Source organism: Pantoea sp. App145, from assembly GCF_047947045.1.
Classification (GTDB): Bacteria; Pseudomonadota; Gammaproteobacteria; order Enterobacterales; family Enterobacteriaceae; genus Pantoea.
In genome coordinates this window covers 2,630,186-2,646,026 of the sequence record NZ_CP133290.1, presented here as the reverse complement: position 1 = coordinate 2,646,026, position 15,841 = coordinate 2,630,186, and the positions used below count along the sequence as shown (strand labels likewise).

At 55.4% G+C, this 15,841-nt stretch carries 14 protein-coding genes and 4 tRNA genes; 14 read left to right on the top strand and 4 right to left on the bottom strand.

What is annotated here, in order from left to right; genetic code table 11:
* The first annotated feature begins 4 nt into the window (after positions 1-4).
* The 5 genes from wecG (at position 5) to RCF31_RS12090 (ending at position 1,320) form a co-directional block, all read left to right on the top strand.
* A complete protein-coding gene (gene wecG, locus RCF31_RS12110) occupies positions 5-739 on the top strand; it encodes a lipopolysaccharide N-acetylmannosaminouronosyltransferase (protein ID WP_416413251.1) in 735 nt (244 codons plus the stop codon).
* Between the two features lie 158 nt (positions 740-897).
* Positions 898-974 (top strand) — tRNA-Arg (locus tag RCF31_RS12105).
* Between the two features lie 64 nt (positions 975-1,038).
* Positions 1,039-1,114, top strand: a tRNA-His gene (locus RCF31_RS12100).
* A gap of 16 nt (positions 1,115-1,130) precedes the next feature.
* Positions 1,131-1,217: transfer RNA gene (locus tag RCF31_RS12095), tRNA-Leu, on the top strand.
* A 26-nt stretch (positions 1,218-1,243) separates the two neighbouring features.
* Positions 1,244-1,320: transfer RNA gene (locus RCF31_RS12090), tRNA-Pro, on the top strand.
* A gap of 575 nt (positions 1,321-1,895) precedes the next feature.
* On the opposite strand, the gene hemY is transcribed toward RCF31_RS12090, so the two are convergent.
* From hemY to hemC, 4 genes are read right to left on the bottom strand one after another with little or no spacing between them, the layout of a single operon-like run.
* A complete protein-coding gene (hemY, locus tag RCF31_RS12085) occupies positions 1,896-3,092 on the bottom strand; it encodes a protoheme IX biogenesis protein HemY (protein WP_416410662.1) in 1,197 nt (398 codons plus the stop codon).
* Between the two features lie 2 nt (positions 3,093-3,094).
* Positions 3,095-4,228: a uroporphyrinogen-III C-methyltransferase gene (hemX, locus tag RCF31_RS12080; RefSeq protein ID WP_299455413.1), complete on the bottom strand. Its 1,134-nt coding sequence runs from the start codon at positions 4,226-4,228 to the stop codon at positions 3,095-3,097.
* A 23-nt stretch (positions 4,229-4,251) separates the two neighbouring features.
* On the bottom strand, positions 4,252-4,992 hold the full coding sequence (gene hemD, locus RCF31_RS12075) for a uroporphyrinogen-III synthase (RefSeq protein ID WP_416410660.1): 741 nt from the start codon (positions 4,990-4,992) through the stop codon (positions 4,252-4,254).
* Positions 4,989-5,933 carry a hydroxymethylbilane synthase gene (gene hemC / locus RCF31_RS12070; RefSeq protein WP_299455410.1) on the bottom strand — a complete coding sequence of 315 codons (945 nt, stop codon included), beginning with the start codon at positions 5,931-5,933 and terminating at the stop codon, positions 4,989-4,991. The genes hemD and hemC overlap by 4 nt, the downstream gene beginning before the upstream one ends.
* 283 nt (positions 5,934-6,216) lie before the next feature.
* Between hemC and RCF31_RS12065 the strand changes: the two genes are divergently transcribed.
* The 9 genes from RCF31_RS12065 to corA all read left to right on the top strand — a co-directional run bounded on the left by RCF31_RS12065 (position 6,217) and on the right by corA (position 15,767).
* Complete coding sequence (locus RCF31_RS12065; protein WP_299455408.1) at positions 6,217-8,775, top strand: class I adenylate cyclase; 2,559 nt, start codon at positions 6,217-6,219, stop codon at positions 8,773-8,775.
* 121 nt (positions 8,776-8,896) lie between these two features.
* Entirely contained in the window at positions 8,897-9,100 is a 204-nt protein-coding gene (lptM, locus tag RCF31_RS12060; protein ID WP_299455406.1) for an LPS translocon maturation chaperone LptM, read from the top strand.
* Between the two features lie 30 nt (positions 9,101-9,130).
* The gene (gene dapF, locus RCF31_RS12055; RefSeq protein WP_416410657.1) at positions 9,131-9,955 is read left to right on the top strand and encodes a diaminopimelate epimerase; all 825 of its coding nucleotides are present in this window, start codon (positions 9,131-9,133) and stop codon (positions 9,953-9,955) included.
* Entirely contained in the window at positions 9,952-10,656 is a 705-nt protein-coding gene (locus RCF31_RS12050) for a DUF484 domain-containing protein (RefSeq protein ID WP_313689032.1), read from the top strand. The genes dapF and RCF31_RS12050 overlap by 4 nt, the downstream gene beginning before the upstream one ends.
* The gene (gene xerC, locus RCF31_RS12045) at positions 10,653-11,561 is read left to right on the top strand and encodes a tyrosine recombinase XerC (protein ID WP_084871717.1); all 909 of its coding nucleotides are present in this window, start codon (positions 10,653-10,655) and stop codon (positions 11,559-11,561) included. Before RCF31_RS12050 ends, xerC begins: the two co-directional genes overlap by 4 nt.
* A complete protein-coding gene (gene yigB, locus RCF31_RS12040) occupies positions 11,561-12,277 on the top strand; it encodes a 5-amino-6-(5-phospho-D-ribitylamino)uracil phosphatase YigB (protein ID WP_416410654.1) in 717 nt (238 codons plus the stop codon). The genes xerC and yigB overlap by 1 nt, the downstream gene beginning before the upstream one ends.
* 55 nt (positions 12,278-12,332) lie before the next feature.
* Positions 12,333-14,495 (top strand): DNA helicase II, encoded by a 2,163-nt coding sequence (uvrD, locus tag RCF31_RS12035; RefSeq protein ID WP_416410652.1) that lies wholly within the window; start codon positions 12,333-12,335, stop codon positions 14,493-14,495.
* A gap of 75 nt (positions 14,496-14,570) precedes the next feature.
* Positions 14,571-14,627, top strand: a complete 57-nt coding sequence (ysgD, locus tag RCF31_RS12030) for a YsgD/CorL family protein (protein WP_367187768.1) — start codon at positions 14,571-14,573, stop codon at positions 14,625-14,627.
* Between the two features lie 186 nt (positions 14,628-14,813).
* Positions 14,814-15,767, top strand: a complete 954-nt coding sequence (gene corA / locus RCF31_RS12025; protein ID WP_299455395.1) for a magnesium/cobalt transporter CorA — start codon at positions 14,814-14,816, stop codon at positions 15,765-15,767.
* Positions 15,768-15,841: the final 74 nt, after the last annotated feature.

Sequence of the window (15,841 nt, the reverse complement as noted above, 5' to 3'; positions counted from 1 at the left end):
TAAGATGAATAAAGAGGCGTTGCGTTACCCCGTGCGTGGTGTCGATCTCTGCGCTTTTGGGGATATGGCCTCCTTTCTGCACTTTCTGCTGCCAGACGATAAACCGCGCAGCGGTACGCTGGTGGCGATCAACGCAGAGAAAATGCTGACGCTGGAAAGCGACACTGAAGTCCGCCAGTTGATTGAACAGGCCGAATTCAAGTATGCCGATGGCATCAGCATCGTTCGCTCGCTACGGAAGAAATACCCGCAACTCAAGGTGAACCGTATTGCCGGTGCCGACTTATGGGAAGCCCTGATGGAACGTGCCGGACGCAGCGGCATTCCGGTATTTTTGATTGGTGGTCATCAGCAGGTGTTGCAGGAAACCTGCGATAAGCTGCGTCAGCAATGGAATGTGAACATCGTTGGCAGCCAGGATGGCTATTTCTCCCCGGATCAACGCGAGACGCTGTTTGCGCGTGTGGCGGCAAGCAAAGCACAGATTGTGACGGTGGCGCTGGGATCGCCGCGCCAGGAGCTGCTGATGCGCGATTGTCGCGCCCATTACCCCAATGCGCTGTATATGGGGGTGGGAGGCACCTACGATGTTTTCACCGGCCGGGTGGCGCGTGCACCTCGCTACTGGCAAAAAATGGGGCTGGAGTGGCTGTATCGTTTGATTCGTCAGCCATCGCGCTGGCGTCGCCAGATAAAATTACTTAAATATTTAGGTTATCACTGGCGCGGCGATCTCTGATATTGCTGATAAATGCAGCAATTCATGGTTGCAGGAAGGGGAAAGTGCCGCATTTATCGACGGAATGCACAAAGCGTAATCAAACGCGTTTTTTTATTAAAAAAGCACTGGACAGTCTGGTACCAAGTCCGTAGTATGCCCATCCGCAACGGCGCTACGCGCCCGTAGCTCAGCTGGATAGAGCGCTGCCCTCCGGAGGCAGAGGTCTCAGGTTCGAATCCTGTCGGGCGCGCCATTAAGTTTGTGCGCAAGAGCTTCGGTGGTTTTAAATACCGCGTTAAGTAGTAAAAAGATTTATGGTGGCTATAGCTCAGTTGGTAGAGCCCTGGATTGTGATTCCAGTTGTCGTGGGTTCGAGTCCCATTAGCCACCCCAGATTTTGCTGGGACATGCGAAGGTGGCGGAATTGGTAGACGCGCTAGCTTCAGGTGTTAGTGTTCTTACGGACGTGAGGGTTCAAGTCCCTCTCTTCGCACCAGGCAAAATATTAAGATAGATAAAAATCGGCGAGTAGCGCAGCTTGGTAGCGCAACTGGTTTGGGACCAGTGGGTCGGAGGTTCGAATCCTCTCTCGCCGACCATCTTAATATGAAAAACAACCTGCTAAGAGCAGGTTTTTTTTCGTCTATAGATCAGTGATTTTGCCGGTTGTCTCCTGATGACGACATGTAATTTTATGATTTATAATGCTTTTACAGATCCTTGCATTGCCTGTCGCCCGACAGAGACAGCTTTATCCCGGCATGTCGCGGTTTCCCGACATGATGCGATAACCCCAAAACCCTTCTATTTTTAATTCATTGATATAAAAAGAATAAATTCATTATCTGCCAACCTGGCACGACTTATGCAATAATGACATTGTAGATGCTCATTCCACCTCTTATGTCTGCTGATGCTGCATAAACCTGGGAATGATGCAGAGCCCCTTACGGTATCCGTTGTCCAGCCTGGCAGTATCGCGTAAGCCTTACTGAAGTTAGAAGGACATTACGTTGAGTCGGGTACCATCAGTTGTCTTACCGACCTGATCTTACACCTGCTTCTGGCAGGTGTTTTTTTATCTGCAAAATGCCAAATCCTGCGGTGGTCTCAATTTCGGCGCAAAAAAAAGCCGGGCGAACCCGGCGTGCACAAAAATACAACCATAAAAAAATCAGGCGCTGGGATTGTTCTTCAGCGTCAGGAGCAGGCCTTCGCGGCGCATCTTAGCCGCTTCTTCCGGGCGATGCAGGCGATCGTAAACATCGGCCAGCCATGCATAATCAAAGGCATCCGGGCGCTGTGCCAGCGCCGCCTGGAAGGCTTCTGCTGCCTGCTGCCATTCACCGTGGCGCATCAGCATCTGGCCCAGTGTGCTATGCAGCAGCGGTGTGGCGCCGTGTTGTTTGATCTGATTGCGCAGGGCTTTTTCCAGCGATTGTGGATCGCCGCTTTTGATACGCGGCATCAGCAGCACCAGACGGTCGTCATACTGACGTTTCAGGCCATCCAGCACGATGGATTGTGCGGTATCCGGATCATCACACTCAATCAGATGCTCCGCCATGGCAACCTGCAACGCGGTTTCCTGGCGGGTTTTACGGCTCTGATTTTGCCACCAGCGCTTCAGACCATCACTGCCCTGGTCGGCCATCGCCTGATTCATCAGCCCCAGCCATGCCTGCTGCTGCAACGCTACGCGCTGCGTGTCATTATTAATCTGCACTTTCTGCATCGATGGCAGGATATCCAGCAACGCACCCCAGGCACCGGTACGGATGTAGGCCTGTTCAGCCAGGCGCAACACTTCCGGGTGGCGCGGGGCCACTTCCAGCAAGCGATCGATGCCATGACGGGCTGCGTGGTCCTCATTGCGCGCCAGTTGCAGACGAACGCGGGTGATTTCCACCGGAATGGTATCGTTTTGCGCCAGTTCCGCTGCACGTTCCAGATGTTGGTTGGCGCGAATTTCGTCACCGCGTTGCTGAGCGGCTTCAGCAGCCAGCAGATAGTTAGCAACCGGTTGATCGGCGTGGTCGGCATCTTTCGACAGCAGCTTCTCAGCCTGCTTGTAATCACCTTCCGCCAGCTTCATCAGCGCGGTTTGCGTCTGACGCTGGGCACGGCGGCGCTTGCGACCGGTAAACCAGCCGCGGGTGCGGACGCCCGTACGGAACAGACGGCGCAATACCCACTCCACAAACAAAATCACTAGCAGGCTGAGGATCAGGATGATGCACAGACCAGTGACGCTGGTTTCAATATTCCAGTTGTCCGTCTGAATCAGCACATAACCCTGGTGACCGGCAATCATCGGGCCAAGTACCACTCCGGCAATCAGCAGCAGAAAAAGAATCAATACTTTCAGCATACTTAGCCTCCCTGCTGGTCAGCCGCAACCGCTGGCTGTGCCAGCAAATTACGCACGCGGGTCTGCATCAGTTTCTCCAGCAGTGGCTGGCTCTCCAGCGTGTCGGGCACATCCATCGATATGCTCTGCTGGCTCAGCTCATCCAGTTGCTCAAGGAAGGCTTTGGTGGCGGCATCGTTAGTGTCGTACCAGGCGCGTACCCAGGTGGACACCGCATCAATTGACTGTTTATAGATTTCGTCCTGATGACGTGGCACCGCCTGCGCGGCAATCAGCAGACGTGAACGAATGTTTTCACGCAGATACACATCCTGATTGGGTGCCAGTAATGGCTGGGCGGTGTTGTCGCGACGGCGGATGGTGATGAAGTCATCCATAAAGTTGTGCCAGCTTTTCGCCAGGTTTTGTCGCCACTCATGCAGGGAGCCGGAAAGCTCGCCGCCATCGGCATCCATCGGCGAATCATCGCTGTCGTTATCGGCCAGACGCAGATTATCGACACCGTTCGACAATTGATTCAGTTTGAGAATGATACCGTCGTAATCGACCTGACTGACCGCCGACAGGGAACTGATATCCTGGGTCAGGGCGCGACGCACATTCATCACGCTGGGGTCGTTCATCTCGGCAAGGCTGGTGTCAGCGCTTTTCAGCAGGGCAGCGGCGGTAGTGACATCCTGATCGCTCCACAGCTTACGACCCGCCAGTTTGACCAGATAGTCAGCCTGTGCCAGCAGCCAGGTGCGGGTATCGTTACCCGAAATAGTGGCGACTTTTTGCCGCAGCGCTTCAAGCTCCTTCGCGCTGGCGTCTTGTTGATTACGCGCCTCCTGTAAAGCGCTGTTGGCGCTCTCCAGTTGCTGCGTCAGCTGTTGTTTATCGCTGCCCAGTTGCTGTTGCAGCGCACTCAGCTGCTCGTTCAGGTCCTGGTTAGTCTGAGCCTGTAAGTCGGCCTGGTGTTTCCCATTCAGGTAAAGTCCCGCGCCAATCGCCAGCGCAATCACAATCGCTACTGCACCCAGTACCTTGCCATCGTTTTTTTTATTGCGAGGCGGTTTACCGGCCGGAGGTGTAGCGTTGTTACCCGCTGGGGTAGTTTCATCAACCATGGCGGAGGAGGCTTTTTGTTCCGTCATTGCGGCTCATCCCAATGTTAAGTTCAGCGTAACGCACGCAGCAGCGCATCGTTATCGGCACCATCGGCTACCTCAATATCCTGCCAGCCCATGCTGGCTGCCAGGGTAGCCAAACGTTCACTGACGACCAGCAGCCGACAGTGTAATAACCATTCCCGCCGATCGATTGGCGGAAACAGCCCAAACAGTTGTTGTAACATTTCGCCGCTGGTCACTACCAGCGTCGTAATCCCGCGATCGCGCCAGCGACGACCTTCAACCGCGCCGTCATAATACTTTTCACAGCGCTGATAACATTCACAATAACGGACATCGACACCGCGTTCCGTCAGGGTATCCGCCAGCAATTCGCGGCCTGGACTGCCGCGCAGAATTAAGGCGCGCTTGCCGCTGACTTTTTGCAGACGGTTCAGGCGCACCAGTTCTTCACTGGTTTCCCGCGCATGAGGATAGTCTACTTTCAGGTTACTGACGGTATGCAGTGCCAGCGCCGTGCTGCGACCGATGGCGTAATAATCGAGCTGTGTGGGCCAGGCAAACCCCTGGCGCTGCAATGCGGGGTGGGCAAAGGTCACCACCTGCTGTGACAGCAAAAACACCAGGTCGTCAGGTTGCAGGTTAGAAAGTTGTTGTGGCAAATCATCGACATCGCGACCCGGCGTGAACTCAATCAGCGGCAGGCTCCACGCCAGTTTCCCCTGGGTTCGCAATCGCGCGACCAGTTCGCTGGCAGCAGGCTCGGGACGGGTCACGAGGATGGTCATGCGGGCGGCTGTCCCTGATAGACCTCACGCAGAATGTCGCGCGCGCCATTTTCCAGCAGTTCTTCCGCCAGTGAAATGCCCATCTTTTCGGCCTGATCGCGTGGACCACGGCGTTCACCGGTGATCATCTGGCTGCCATCGGGTGAACCGACCAGACCACGCAGCCACAACTGATCGCCTTCTTCCAGTACGGCAAAGCTGCCAATCGGTACCTGGCAACCGCCTTCGAGACGGGTATTCATCGCACGTTCGGCGCGTACGCAAACGGCGGTATCGCCATCATTCAGCGCCTGCAGCAGGGTAATCAGTTCGGCATCGTCGAGACGGCATTCAATGCCGACTGCGCCCTGGCCCACGGCGGGTAACGACAGTTCCGCCGGTAAAGCCAGGCGGATACGATCTTCCAGTCCGAGGCGTTTTAGCCCGGCAGCGGCGAGGATAATCGCATCATATTCACCGGCATCCAGTTTGCCGAGGCGGGTACCCACGTTGCCGCGCAGTGAGCGAATCACCAGGTCGGGACGGCGAGCGCTGAGCTGGCATTGACGACGCAAGCTGGAAGTACCCACCACCGCGCCCTGCGGCAGGGCATCGATGGAGTCGTAATGATTAGAGACGAAGGCATCGCGCGGATCTTCGCGCTCGCAGATGGTGACCAGGCCGAGTCCTTCAGGGAAATCCACCGGCACATCCTTCATAGAATGCACGGCGAGGTCGGCGCGGTTTTCCAGCATCGCCAGTTCCAGTTCCTTGACGAACAGCCCTTTCCCGCCCACTTTAGCCAGCGGCGTATCAAGGATGACATCACCTTTGGTGACCATCGGAACCAGTTCCACGCGCAGGCCTGGGTGGGCTGCCATCAGGCGCTGCTGGACATATTGTGCCTGCCAAAGCGCCAGGGGGCTTTGTCTTGTAGCAATTCTGAAAATTTTGTCTAACATGCTGTTAACCGTTTTGATCGTTCACCGAATATCCTATCATCGATGGGGGAATGCTGTCAGATTTCACCGTGATGTCCGGGAAACATTCTGTGGTCTTAGTCCGAAAACACAGGGTAGAGTTCGGAACGTGCTAAACTGTTAAGTAGCGCAACTTTCTTTACGGTCAATCTGCCAGGTGTTAGATTGATCACGTTTCCAGCAATAATTTGCCCGACATCTTTATTATTAAGTGGCAGATTTCGGAAACAGGGTGCTTAACACTGGGACAATCAGGCGAAACGTCTTGTACCTCTACATTGAGACACTGAAACAGAGACTGGATGCTATCAACCAGCTGCGCGTTGACCGCGCGCTGGCTGCGATGGGACCTGCTTTCCAGCACGTCTACAGTCTGCTGCCAACATTATTGCATTATCATCATCCGCTGATGCCGGGTTACCTTGAGGGTAACGTTCCACATGGCATCAGCTTTTACACGCCTGATGAAAACCAGCAGCAGCTGTTGCAGGAGCTGGCGGGTCGTCAGCCGCTGAATCTCAGCACCGATGCCAAAGGCGAAATGCCGATCACTGGCATCTATTCCATGGGCAGCACCTCATCGGTCGGTCAGAACAGCGTGTCCGATCTCGATATCTGGGTGTGCCACCAATCCTGGCTGGATAATGAAGAACGCCTCAACTTGCAACGTAAATGTACGCTGTTGCAGAAGTGGTGTGTCTCGATGGGCGTGGAAGTCAGCTTCTTCCTGATTGATGAGAACCGTTTCCGTCATAACGAAAGCGGCAGTCTCGGTGCGGAAGATTGCGGCTCGACCCAACATATTTTGCTGCTGGATGAGTTTTACCGTACCGCCGTGCGTATGGCGGGTAAACGCATTCTGTGGAACATGGTGCCCGGTGAAGAAGAGCATCATTATGATGATTACGTCATGTCGCTTTACGCGCAGGGCGTTTTGACGCCGAACGAATGGCTCGATCTCGGTGGTCTCGGCACCTTGTCGGCGGAAGAATACTTCGGCGCCAGCCTGTGGCAGTTGTATAAAAGCATCGACTCCCCCTACAAAGCAGTGCTGAAAACCCTGCTGCTGGAAGCCTATAGCTGGGAATATCCCAACACTCAACTGCTGGCGATGGATATCAAGCAACGCCTGCACGATGGCGAAATCGTCTGCTTCGGTCTTGATCCTTACTGCATGATGCTGGAGCGCGTGACGCGTTACCTTACCAGCATTGACGATTTGGCGCGTCTCGACCTGGTACGTCGCTGCTTCTATCTCAAAGTCTGTGAAAAACTCTCCAGCGAAGAAAACCATCATCGCTCGGGCTGGCGGCGTGAAATTTTATCGCAGCTGGTGCGCGAGTGGGGCTGGGATGATGAGAAGCTGGCGGTGCTGGATAACCGCGCGCAGTGGAAAATCGAACGCGTGCGTGAAGCACACAATGAATTGCTGGATGCGATGATGCAAAGCTATCGCAACCTGATCCGCTTTGCCCGTCGTAACAATTTAAGTGTCAGCGCCAGCCCGCAGGATATTGGTGTGCTGACGCGTAAACTGTATGCCGCGTTTGAAGCGCTGCCGGGTAAAGTGACGCTGGTTAACCCGCAGATCTCCCCGGACCTGTCAGAACCCAATCTGACCTTTATTCATGTCCCGGCGGGCCGGGCCAATCGTGCGGGTTGGTATCTGTATAACCAGTCGCCGGATATGAGTTCCATCATCAGCCATCAGCCGCTGGAATATAACCGCTACCTGAACAAACTGGTGGCGTGGGCGTGGTTCAATGGGCTGCTGACCAGCAAAACCCGTCTGCATATCAAAGGCAACGAGTTCTGTGACTTGCCGCGTTTGCAGGAGCTGGTAAATGATGTTTCGCATCATTTCCCGTTGCGCGTACCGGCACCGACGCCGAAAGCGCTCTACAGCCCGTGTGAAATTCGTCATCTGGCAATTATCGTCAACCTTGAGCACGATCCCACCTCGGCATTCCGCAATCAGGTGGTGCATTTTGATTTCCGTAAGCTGGATGTGTTCAGTTTCGGTCAGCAGCAGCAATGCCTGATTGGCAGTATCGATCTGCTGTACCGTAACTCATGGAATGAAGTGCGTACCCTGCATTTCAGCGGTGAGCAGGCGATGATCGAAGCCCTGAAAACCATTCTCGGTAAAATGCATCAGGATGCGGCTCCGCCGGACACGGTCGAAGTGTTCTGCTACAGCCAGCATCTGCGTGGCCTGATTCGTACCCGTGTCCAGCAGCTGGTGTCGGAATGCATCGAACTGCGTCTCTCCAGTACGCGTCAGGAGCCGGGCCGTTTCAAAGCGTTGCGTATGGCGGGACAAACCTGGGGACTGTTTTTTGAACGCATGAGCGTGTCGGTGCAGAAACTGGAAAACGCGGTCGAATTCTATGGCGCGATTTCTAACAACAAGTTGCACGGCCTGTCGATTAAGGTGGAGTCGAATCAGACGCCGCTGCCGCCAGTGGTGAATGGCTATGCCAGCGAGGGCATTATTCAGTTCTTCTTCGAAGACACCAATGATGACCGTGGCTTCAACATTTATATTCTTGATGAAAGCAATCGCGTTGAGGTGTATCACCATTGCGAAGGCAGCAAAGAGGAACTGGTGCGTGACGTCAGCCGTTTTTATTCGTCGTCACATGACCGCTTCACTTACGGCTCCAGTTTTATCAATTTCAACCTGCCGCAGTTTTATCAAATTGTGAATACCGGCGATCGCTTTCAGGTGATCCCGTTCCGCAGCCAGACCCTGACGCAGCTTTGCGCCACACAGCCTGACAACGACAACGGCGATTTCCAGCCCCGCTACCAAATGCACTGATCCTGCCCGCCCGCGCGTGGCAGGTGTCAGACCTGTAACGCGATTGCGGGTATTTCCTGTTGCTTTTACAACGTCAACTGCGATGATAAGCATCCAGGTAAGGACAGAAAGAGCAGACAGAATGAGACAATTGATAAGTCAGCTGGGTATGGTGCTGGCACTGGTCAGCCTGTCAGGCTGTGGCCTGAAAGGACCGCTGTATTTCCCGCCCAAAGATCAGCCGCAAAAGACCAACACACAGGTGACTGAGCAGCAGCAGAAAGCGGCTTCAGCTGCGGATGTGAATGGTTTGGTCACCCAAAAATCAGGTATGCAGGCGAACTAATCTCCTATGAGTAATCCGGCGGAGCAGAAAATGCAGTTCTCGAAAATGCACGGTCTCGGCAACGATTTCATGGTTGTGGACGCCGTGACGCAAAACGTCTTTTTTTCGCCGGAGCTGATTCGCCGTCTGGCGGATCGCCACCTGGGGATCGGTTTCGATCAGCTGCTGATCGTCGAGCCACCCTACGATCCGGACCTCGATTTCCACTATCGTATTTTCAACGCCGACGGCAGTGAAGTGGCGCAGTGCGGCAACGGCGCGCGCTGCTTTGCTCGTTTTGTCCGGCTGAAAGGTTTGACCAACAAAAGCGACATTCGCGTCAGTACGCAAACGGGGCGCATGGTGTTAAGCGTCACCAATGATGAACTGGTGCGCGTTAACATGGGTGAACCCAACTTCGACCCGCAGCAGGTGCCCTTCCGGGCCAACAAAGCCGAGAACCTGTATCTGCTGCGCGTTGCGGATCAGACGGTGATGTTCGGTGCTGTCTCGATGGGTAACCCACACTGCGTGATCCAGGTCGAGAGCGTGAAAAACGCGCCGGTGGAAACGCTGGGTCCGATTCTGGAAAGCCATGAGCGTTTCCCGGAACGCGTGAACGTCGGCTTTATGGAAGTGGTCAATCGGGAACACATTCGTCTGCGCGTTTATGAACGCGGCGCGGGTGAAACTCAGGCATGCGGCAGTGGCGCTTGTGCTGCTGTCGCCTGCGGTATTCAGCAGGGCATTCTGGCGGAAAAAGTCCGTGTCGATCTGCCCGGTGGAACGCTGCATATTGCCTGGAAAGGGGCCGGTCAGCCGCTGTTTATGACCGGGCCAGCCACACACGTCTACGATGGGTTTATTCATCTATGAAAAATGTCGAAGAGCAGACCGACAGCGCGGTGCTGCTGGACGATCAGGCGGTCAGCACGTATCTGCGTCAGAACCCCGATTTCTTTATTCGCAATGCGCGCCAGGTCGAACAGATGATGGTGCCGCATCCGGTACGCGGCAGCGTGTCGCTGGTTGAGTGGCATATGGCGCGGCAACGCAACCATATCCAGCAGCTGGAAGAGGAGATCACCCTGTTGATGGAACAGGCGACCGCCAACCATCAGCTGTTTGATCGCCTGCTGTCGTTGCAGGGCCATCTGGCCACTGCCGATAGTTTGCAGGATATGCTGACTCGTCTGCATCGCTGGGCGCGCGAGCTGGGTCTGGCGGGTGCGAATGTGCGGCTGTTCAGCGATAAATGGCACATTGGCGCGCCGTCCGATTTCACCCAACTGGGCTTGTCACGCCAGGCGTTTGAACCGTTACGGATTCAGCGCTTCGGTAATGAACAGCATTATCTCGGCCACCTGAATGGTCCGGAACTGTTGCTGCTGTTGCCGCAGGCGAAAGCCATCGGCTCGGTAGCGATGTCGCTGATGGGCGATCATGGTGAGCTGGGCGTATTAATCTTCAGCAGCCGTGACAACCAGCATTATCAGGCCGGGATGGGAACGCTGCTGCTGCAGCATCTGGCGCTGATGCTGCCGGAATTGTTGTCACGCTGGGTAGAGCGTGCATGAGTAGCGACAGTCCGCTGCTACCTGCCGTTGAGGGCTTTCTGCGTTACCTGAAAGTGGAGCGCCAGCTCAGCCCGTTGACGCAGGAAAATTATGCGCGCCAGCTTAAGGTGATTATCAGCCAGGCCGATGAGATGAAAATCACCGCCTGGAGTCAGCTGGAACCGGCGCAGGTGCGGAATATTGCCGCCCGCAGCCGTCGCGCGGGTTTAGGCCCGAGCAGCCTGGCGTTACGCATGTCGGCGCTGCGCAGTTTTCTTGACTGGCAGGTCAGACAAGGCCAGTTGAGCGGCAATCCGGCAAAAGGGATCTCTACTCCGCGCAATGCGCGCCATCTGCCGAAAAATATGGATGTCGATGAGGTTAACCAGCTGCTGGAAATTGATCTCAACGATCCGCTGGCGGTGCGCGATCGCGCTATGCTGGAAACCATGTACGGCGGCGGATTACGTCTGTCGGAGCTGGTGAATATGGATCTGCGCCATCTCGATCTCGACAGCGGTGAGGTCCGGGTGGTGGGTAAAGGCAGTAAAGAGCGCCAGGTACCGATTGGTGGCACTGCCGTGACCTGGCTGCAGCACTGGCTGCCGTTGCGCGACAGCTTTGCGCCGCAGGATGATGCGGTGTTTGTCTCCAATCGCGGCAGCCGTATTTCCGCGCGTAACGTGCAGAAACGCTTCGCCGAATGGGGCATTAAACAGGGCGTTGCCAGCCATATCCACCCGCATAAACTGCGTCACTCCTTTGCCACCCATTTGCTGGAATCGAGCGGCGATTTACGCGCGGTGCAGGAGCTGCTCGGCCATGCCAATCTCTCGACCACGCAAATCTATACCCATCTTGATTTCCAGCATCTGGCAACGGTGTACGATTCAGCCCATCCGCGTGCCAAACGAGGAAAGTCGTAATGAAGTTTTATCGTCCGCTGCGTCAGATCAAAGCGATCACTTTTGATCTCGACGACACCTTATATGACAACCATCCGGTGATCCGCAAAACCACCGCAGAATCCCATGCCGCGTTGCAGGCTTATCACCCGGCATTGGGTGATTTCACCCCGGCGGATTACCAGGCGCTGCGTGATGAATTGCTGGTACGCGAGCCGGAGATTTATCACGATGTGTCCGAATGGCGCCGTCGCTCGGTAGAGCTGGCGCTGATCAATGTCGGCCTTTCCGCTGCTGAAGCCACCGTCGGTGCCAGTGAAGTGATGAGCGTGTTTCACCGCTGGCGGAGCGAGGTGGAGATGCCGGAAGAGACGCATGCGACGCTGACCGCGCTGGGCAACAAAGTCCCGCTGGTGGCGATCACCAACGGCAATGCCAATCCGGAAAAACTCGGCCTCTCCTGCTATTTTGAGTTCGCGCTGCGCGCCGGGCCGCATGGTCGTGCTAAGCCGTGGCAGGATATGTATCATCTCGCCTCAGAGCGTTTAGGCATTGCGCCGGAACATATTCTGCATGTCGGTGACGATCTCACCACCGATGTGGCCGGTTCACTGCGCGCCGGGATGCAGGCATGCTGGATTAACCTGCGTGACGGCAACCTGATGCAGATTGACGATGCGCGACTGCTGCCGCACGTTGAAATTTCGCAGTTGGCATCACTGACCTCGCTGCTATAATAAACATCTGTAAATCCATCCAGTATCTGGATGTTCTCTTTTTAAAACGGTGCTTATGGACGTTTCTGATCTGCTTAACGGCTTAAATGACAAACAGCGCGAGGCGGTCGCCGCGCCGCGCAGCAACCTGCTGGTGCTGGCCGGAGCAGGCAGTGGCAAAACCCGTGTACTGGTGCATCGTATTGCCTGGCTGTTGTCGGTGGAGAATTGCTCGCCTTACTCAATTATGGCGGTCACCTTTACCAACAAAGCGGCTGCGGAGATGCGTCATCGTATCGATCAACTGATCGGCACCAGCCAGGGCGGCATGTGGATCGGTACTTTCCACGGCCTGGCGCACCGTTTACTGCGCGCCCACCATCTTGATGCGGGGCTGCCGCAGGATTTCCAGATCCTCGATAGCGAAGATCAGCTGCGTTTGCTGAAGCGCCTGATCAAAGCGATGAACCTTGATGAGAAACAATGGCCTGCGCGTCAGGGCATGTGGTACATCAACGGCAAAAAAGATGAAGGTCTGCGTCCAAAACATATCGAAAGCTACGGTAATCCGGTCGAGCAAACCTGGCTGCGGATTTATCAGGCCTATCAGGAAGCCTGCGATCGTGCTGGGTTGGTGGATTTTGCCGAGCTGCTGCTCCGCGCGCATGAGCTATGGCTTAACAAGCCGCATATCCTCAACCATTATCGCGAGCGTTTCAGCAACGTGCTGGTGGACGAATTCCAGGATACCAACAACATCCAGTACGCGTGGATTCGTATGCTGGCGGGTGACACTGGCCGGGTGATTATCGTGGGTGATGATGACCAGTCGATCTACGGCTGGCGCGGTGCCCAGGTGGAAAACATCCAGCGCTTTTTGCAGGATTTCCCTGGTGCGGAAACCATCCGTCTGGAGCAGAACTATCGCTCCACCAATAATATCCTGAAAGCGGCTAACGCCCTGATTGCCAATAACAACGGACGACTCGGCAAAGAATTGTGGACCGACGGCAGTGATGGCGAACCGATTTCACTTTATTGCGCCTTTAACGAGCTGGACGAAGCCCGTTTCGTCGTCAATCGCATCAAGGCCTGGCATGAGAACGGCAATGCCCTGAACGACTGCGCCATTCTCTATCGCAGCAACGCCCAGTCGCGTGTGCTGGAAGAGGCGTTGTTGCAGGGCAGCATGCCGTACCGTATCTACGGCGGTATGCGCTTCTTCGAACGTCAGGAAATTAAAGACGCGCTGGCTTATCTGCGGCTGATGGCTAACCGCAACGACGATGCGGCGTTTGAGCGCGTGGTGAATACGCCGGTGCGTGGCGTCGGTGATCGTACCCTCGATGTGGTGCGTCAGACGGCGCGCGAGCAGCAACTGACCCTATGGCAGGCGACGCGTGAACTGCTGCAAAACAAGGTGCTGGCTGGCCGTGCCGCGGCGGCGCTGCAACGTTTCTGCGAACTGGTGGACTCACTGGCGAGTGAAACCGCCGAACTGCCGCTGCATGTGCAGACTGACCGGGTGATCAAAGATTCCGGTTTGTGGCTGATGTACGAGCAGGAGAAGGGCGAAAAAGGTCAGGCACGCATCGAAAACCTTGAGGAACTGGTGACGGCAACGCGCCAGTTCAGCTATCAGGATGAAGGCGAAGATTTGATGCCGCTGCAGGCGTTTCTCTCCCATGCCGCGCTGGAGGCGGGGGAAGGCCAGGCAGACAAATGGCAGGACGCGGTGCAACTGATGACGCTGCACTCCGCAAAAGGGCTGGAGTTCAGCCAGGTCTTTATCGTCGGCATGGAAGAGGGCATGTTCCCCAGCCAGATGTCGCTGGACGAGGGTGGCCGCCTCGAAGAGGAGCGTCGTCTGGCCTACGTTGGCGTCACGCGTGCGATGGAAAAACTGACGCTGACCTACGCCGAAACCCGTCGTCTTTATGGTAAGGAAGTGTATCACCGCCCCTCGCGTTTCATTGGCGAGCTGCCGGAGGATTGCGTGGAAGAGGTGCGTTTGCGCGCCAGCGTCAGTCGTCCGGTCAGCCATCAGCGGATGGGAACGCCGGTGGCGAAAAACGACAGTGGCTTCGCGCTCGGCCAGCGTGTACGCCATGCCAAATTTGGTGAAGGCACCATTATTAACCTCGAAGGCAGCGGTGAACACAGCCGTCTGCAGGTCGCTTTTCAGGGGCAGGGCATCAAGTGGCTGGTGGCCGCCTATGCCCGCCTGGAAACGGTGTAGCGCGGTTGCGCTGCCTTGACGACTTTTTCGTCTCAGCGTAACATGCGCGCACTATTATCATGAGAGGACAACGCCTTGGACACGCCCAGTCGATGCTGGCTCAATTACCTGGTTCACAGGAATAACATCTAAGGCTACCTCTTATTAGCTGGTAGCCTTAGCGGTTATCAGCGACCTCCCGCTTTTTCCGTCGCATGAGTCAGCACTGATGTACCCCTGAAGCGAAAGTTTCGGTGTTCAGGCTTTGCCGTGCCCGTTTTGCGTAAGCGAATCGGTTCACCGCCTTGTCCCATAAAGTCTGCAATGGGGAGTATTGCTATGCTGAGCGCATTTAAACTGGATCGCAGCCGCCTGACGCGCCTCGAACTGGATGACCAAAACGAAAAGCTCAACACGTCAGTGTGGGTCGATCTGATCGAACCGGATGAAGGTGAACGAGATCTGGTGCAAAGCGAGCTGGGCCAGAGCCTGGCGACACGGCCAGAACTGGAAGACATCGAAGCCTCGGCGCGTTTTTTTGAAGATGAAGATGGCCTGCACATTCACTCATTTTTCTTCTATGAAGACGCGGAAGACCATGCCGGTAACTCGACGGTGGCGTTTACCATCCGTGAAGATCGCCTGTACACCCTGCGTGAGCGTGAATTGCCAGCGTTTCGCCTGTATCGCATGCGCGCACGTAACCAGACGCTGATCGACGGTAACGCCTTCGAGCTGTTGCTCGACCTGTTTGAGACCAAAATCGAACAGCTGGCGGATGAGATTGAGAACATTTATAGCGCGCTGGAAAAACTCAGTCGCGTGATTATGGAAGGGCAGCAGGGCGAAGAGTATGACCTGGCGCTGTCACGTCTCGCGGAACTGGAAGATATCGGCTGGAAAGTGCGTTTGTGTCTGATGGATACCCAGCGTGCACTTAACTTCCTGGTACGTAAAGCCCGCCTGCCTGCGAACCAGCTGGAGCAGGCACGCGAAATCCTGCGCGATATCGAATCTCTGCTGCCGCACAATGAATCGCTGTTCCAGAAGGTTAACTTCCTGATGCAGGCAGCGATGGGTTTTATCAACATCGAACAGAACCGTATCATTAAGATCTTCTCGGTGGTGTCGGTGGTCTTCCTGCCGCCAACGCTGGTCGCTTCCAGCTACGGGATGAACTTCGAGTTTATGCCGGAACTGAAATGGAGCTTCGGCTACCCGGCAGCAATTGGACTGATGATCCTCGCGGGTCTGGCACCCTATCTCTACTTCAAACGTAAAAACTGGTTGTAACAATTGGCGGGCCGTCGCTGCGGCCCGTAAAACTGGCGCGATATCACATTTCTGCGTAATCTGTACCCTCATTT

Excerpts from the sequence above, each read along its gene's own strand:
- wecG (WP_416413251.1), top strand. The coding sequence starts at position 5 with ATGAATAAAGAGGCGTTGCGTTACCCCGTGCGTGGTGTCGATCTCTGC.
- hemY (WP_416410662.1), bottom strand. The coding sequence starts at position 3,092 with ATGCTGAAAGTATTGATTCTTTTTCTGCTGCTGATTGCCGGAGTGGTA.
- hemX (WP_299455413.1), bottom strand. The coding sequence starts at position 4,228 with ATGACGGAACAAAAAGCCTCCTCCGCCATGGTTGATGAAACTACCCCA.
- hemD (WP_416410660.1), bottom strand. The coding sequence starts at position 4,992 with ATGACCATCCTCGTGACCCGTCCCGAGCCTGCTGCCAGCGAACTGGTC.
- hemC (WP_299455410.1), bottom strand. The coding sequence starts at position 5,933 with ATGTTAGACAAAATTTTCAGAATTGCTACAAGACAAAGCCCCCTGGCG.
- lptM (WP_299455406.1), top strand. The coding sequence starts at position 8,897 with ATGAGACAATTGATAAGTCAGCTGGGTATGGTGCTGGCACTGGTCAGC.
- dapF (WP_416410657.1), top strand. The coding sequence starts at position 9,131 with ATGCAGTTCTCGAAAATGCACGGTCTCGGCAACGATTTCATGGTTGTG.
- RCF31_RS12050 (WP_313689032.1), top strand. The coding sequence starts at position 9,952 with ATGAAAAATGTCGAAGAGCAGACCGACAGCGCGGTGCTGCTGGACGAT.
- xerC (WP_084871717.1), top strand. The coding sequence starts at position 10,653 with ATGAGTAGCGACAGTCCGCTGCTACCTGCCGTTGAGGGCTTTCTGCGT.
- yigB (WP_416410654.1), top strand. The coding sequence starts at position 11,561 with ATGAAGTTTTATCGTCCGCTGCGTCAGATCAAAGCGATCACTTTTGAT.
- uvrD (WP_416410652.1), top strand. The coding sequence starts at position 12,333 with ATGGACGTTTCTGATCTGCTTAACGGCTTAAATGACAAACAGCGCGAG.
- corA (WP_299455395.1), top strand. The coding sequence starts at position 14,814 with ATGCTGAGCGCATTTAAACTGGATCGCAGCCGCCTGACGCGCCTCGAA.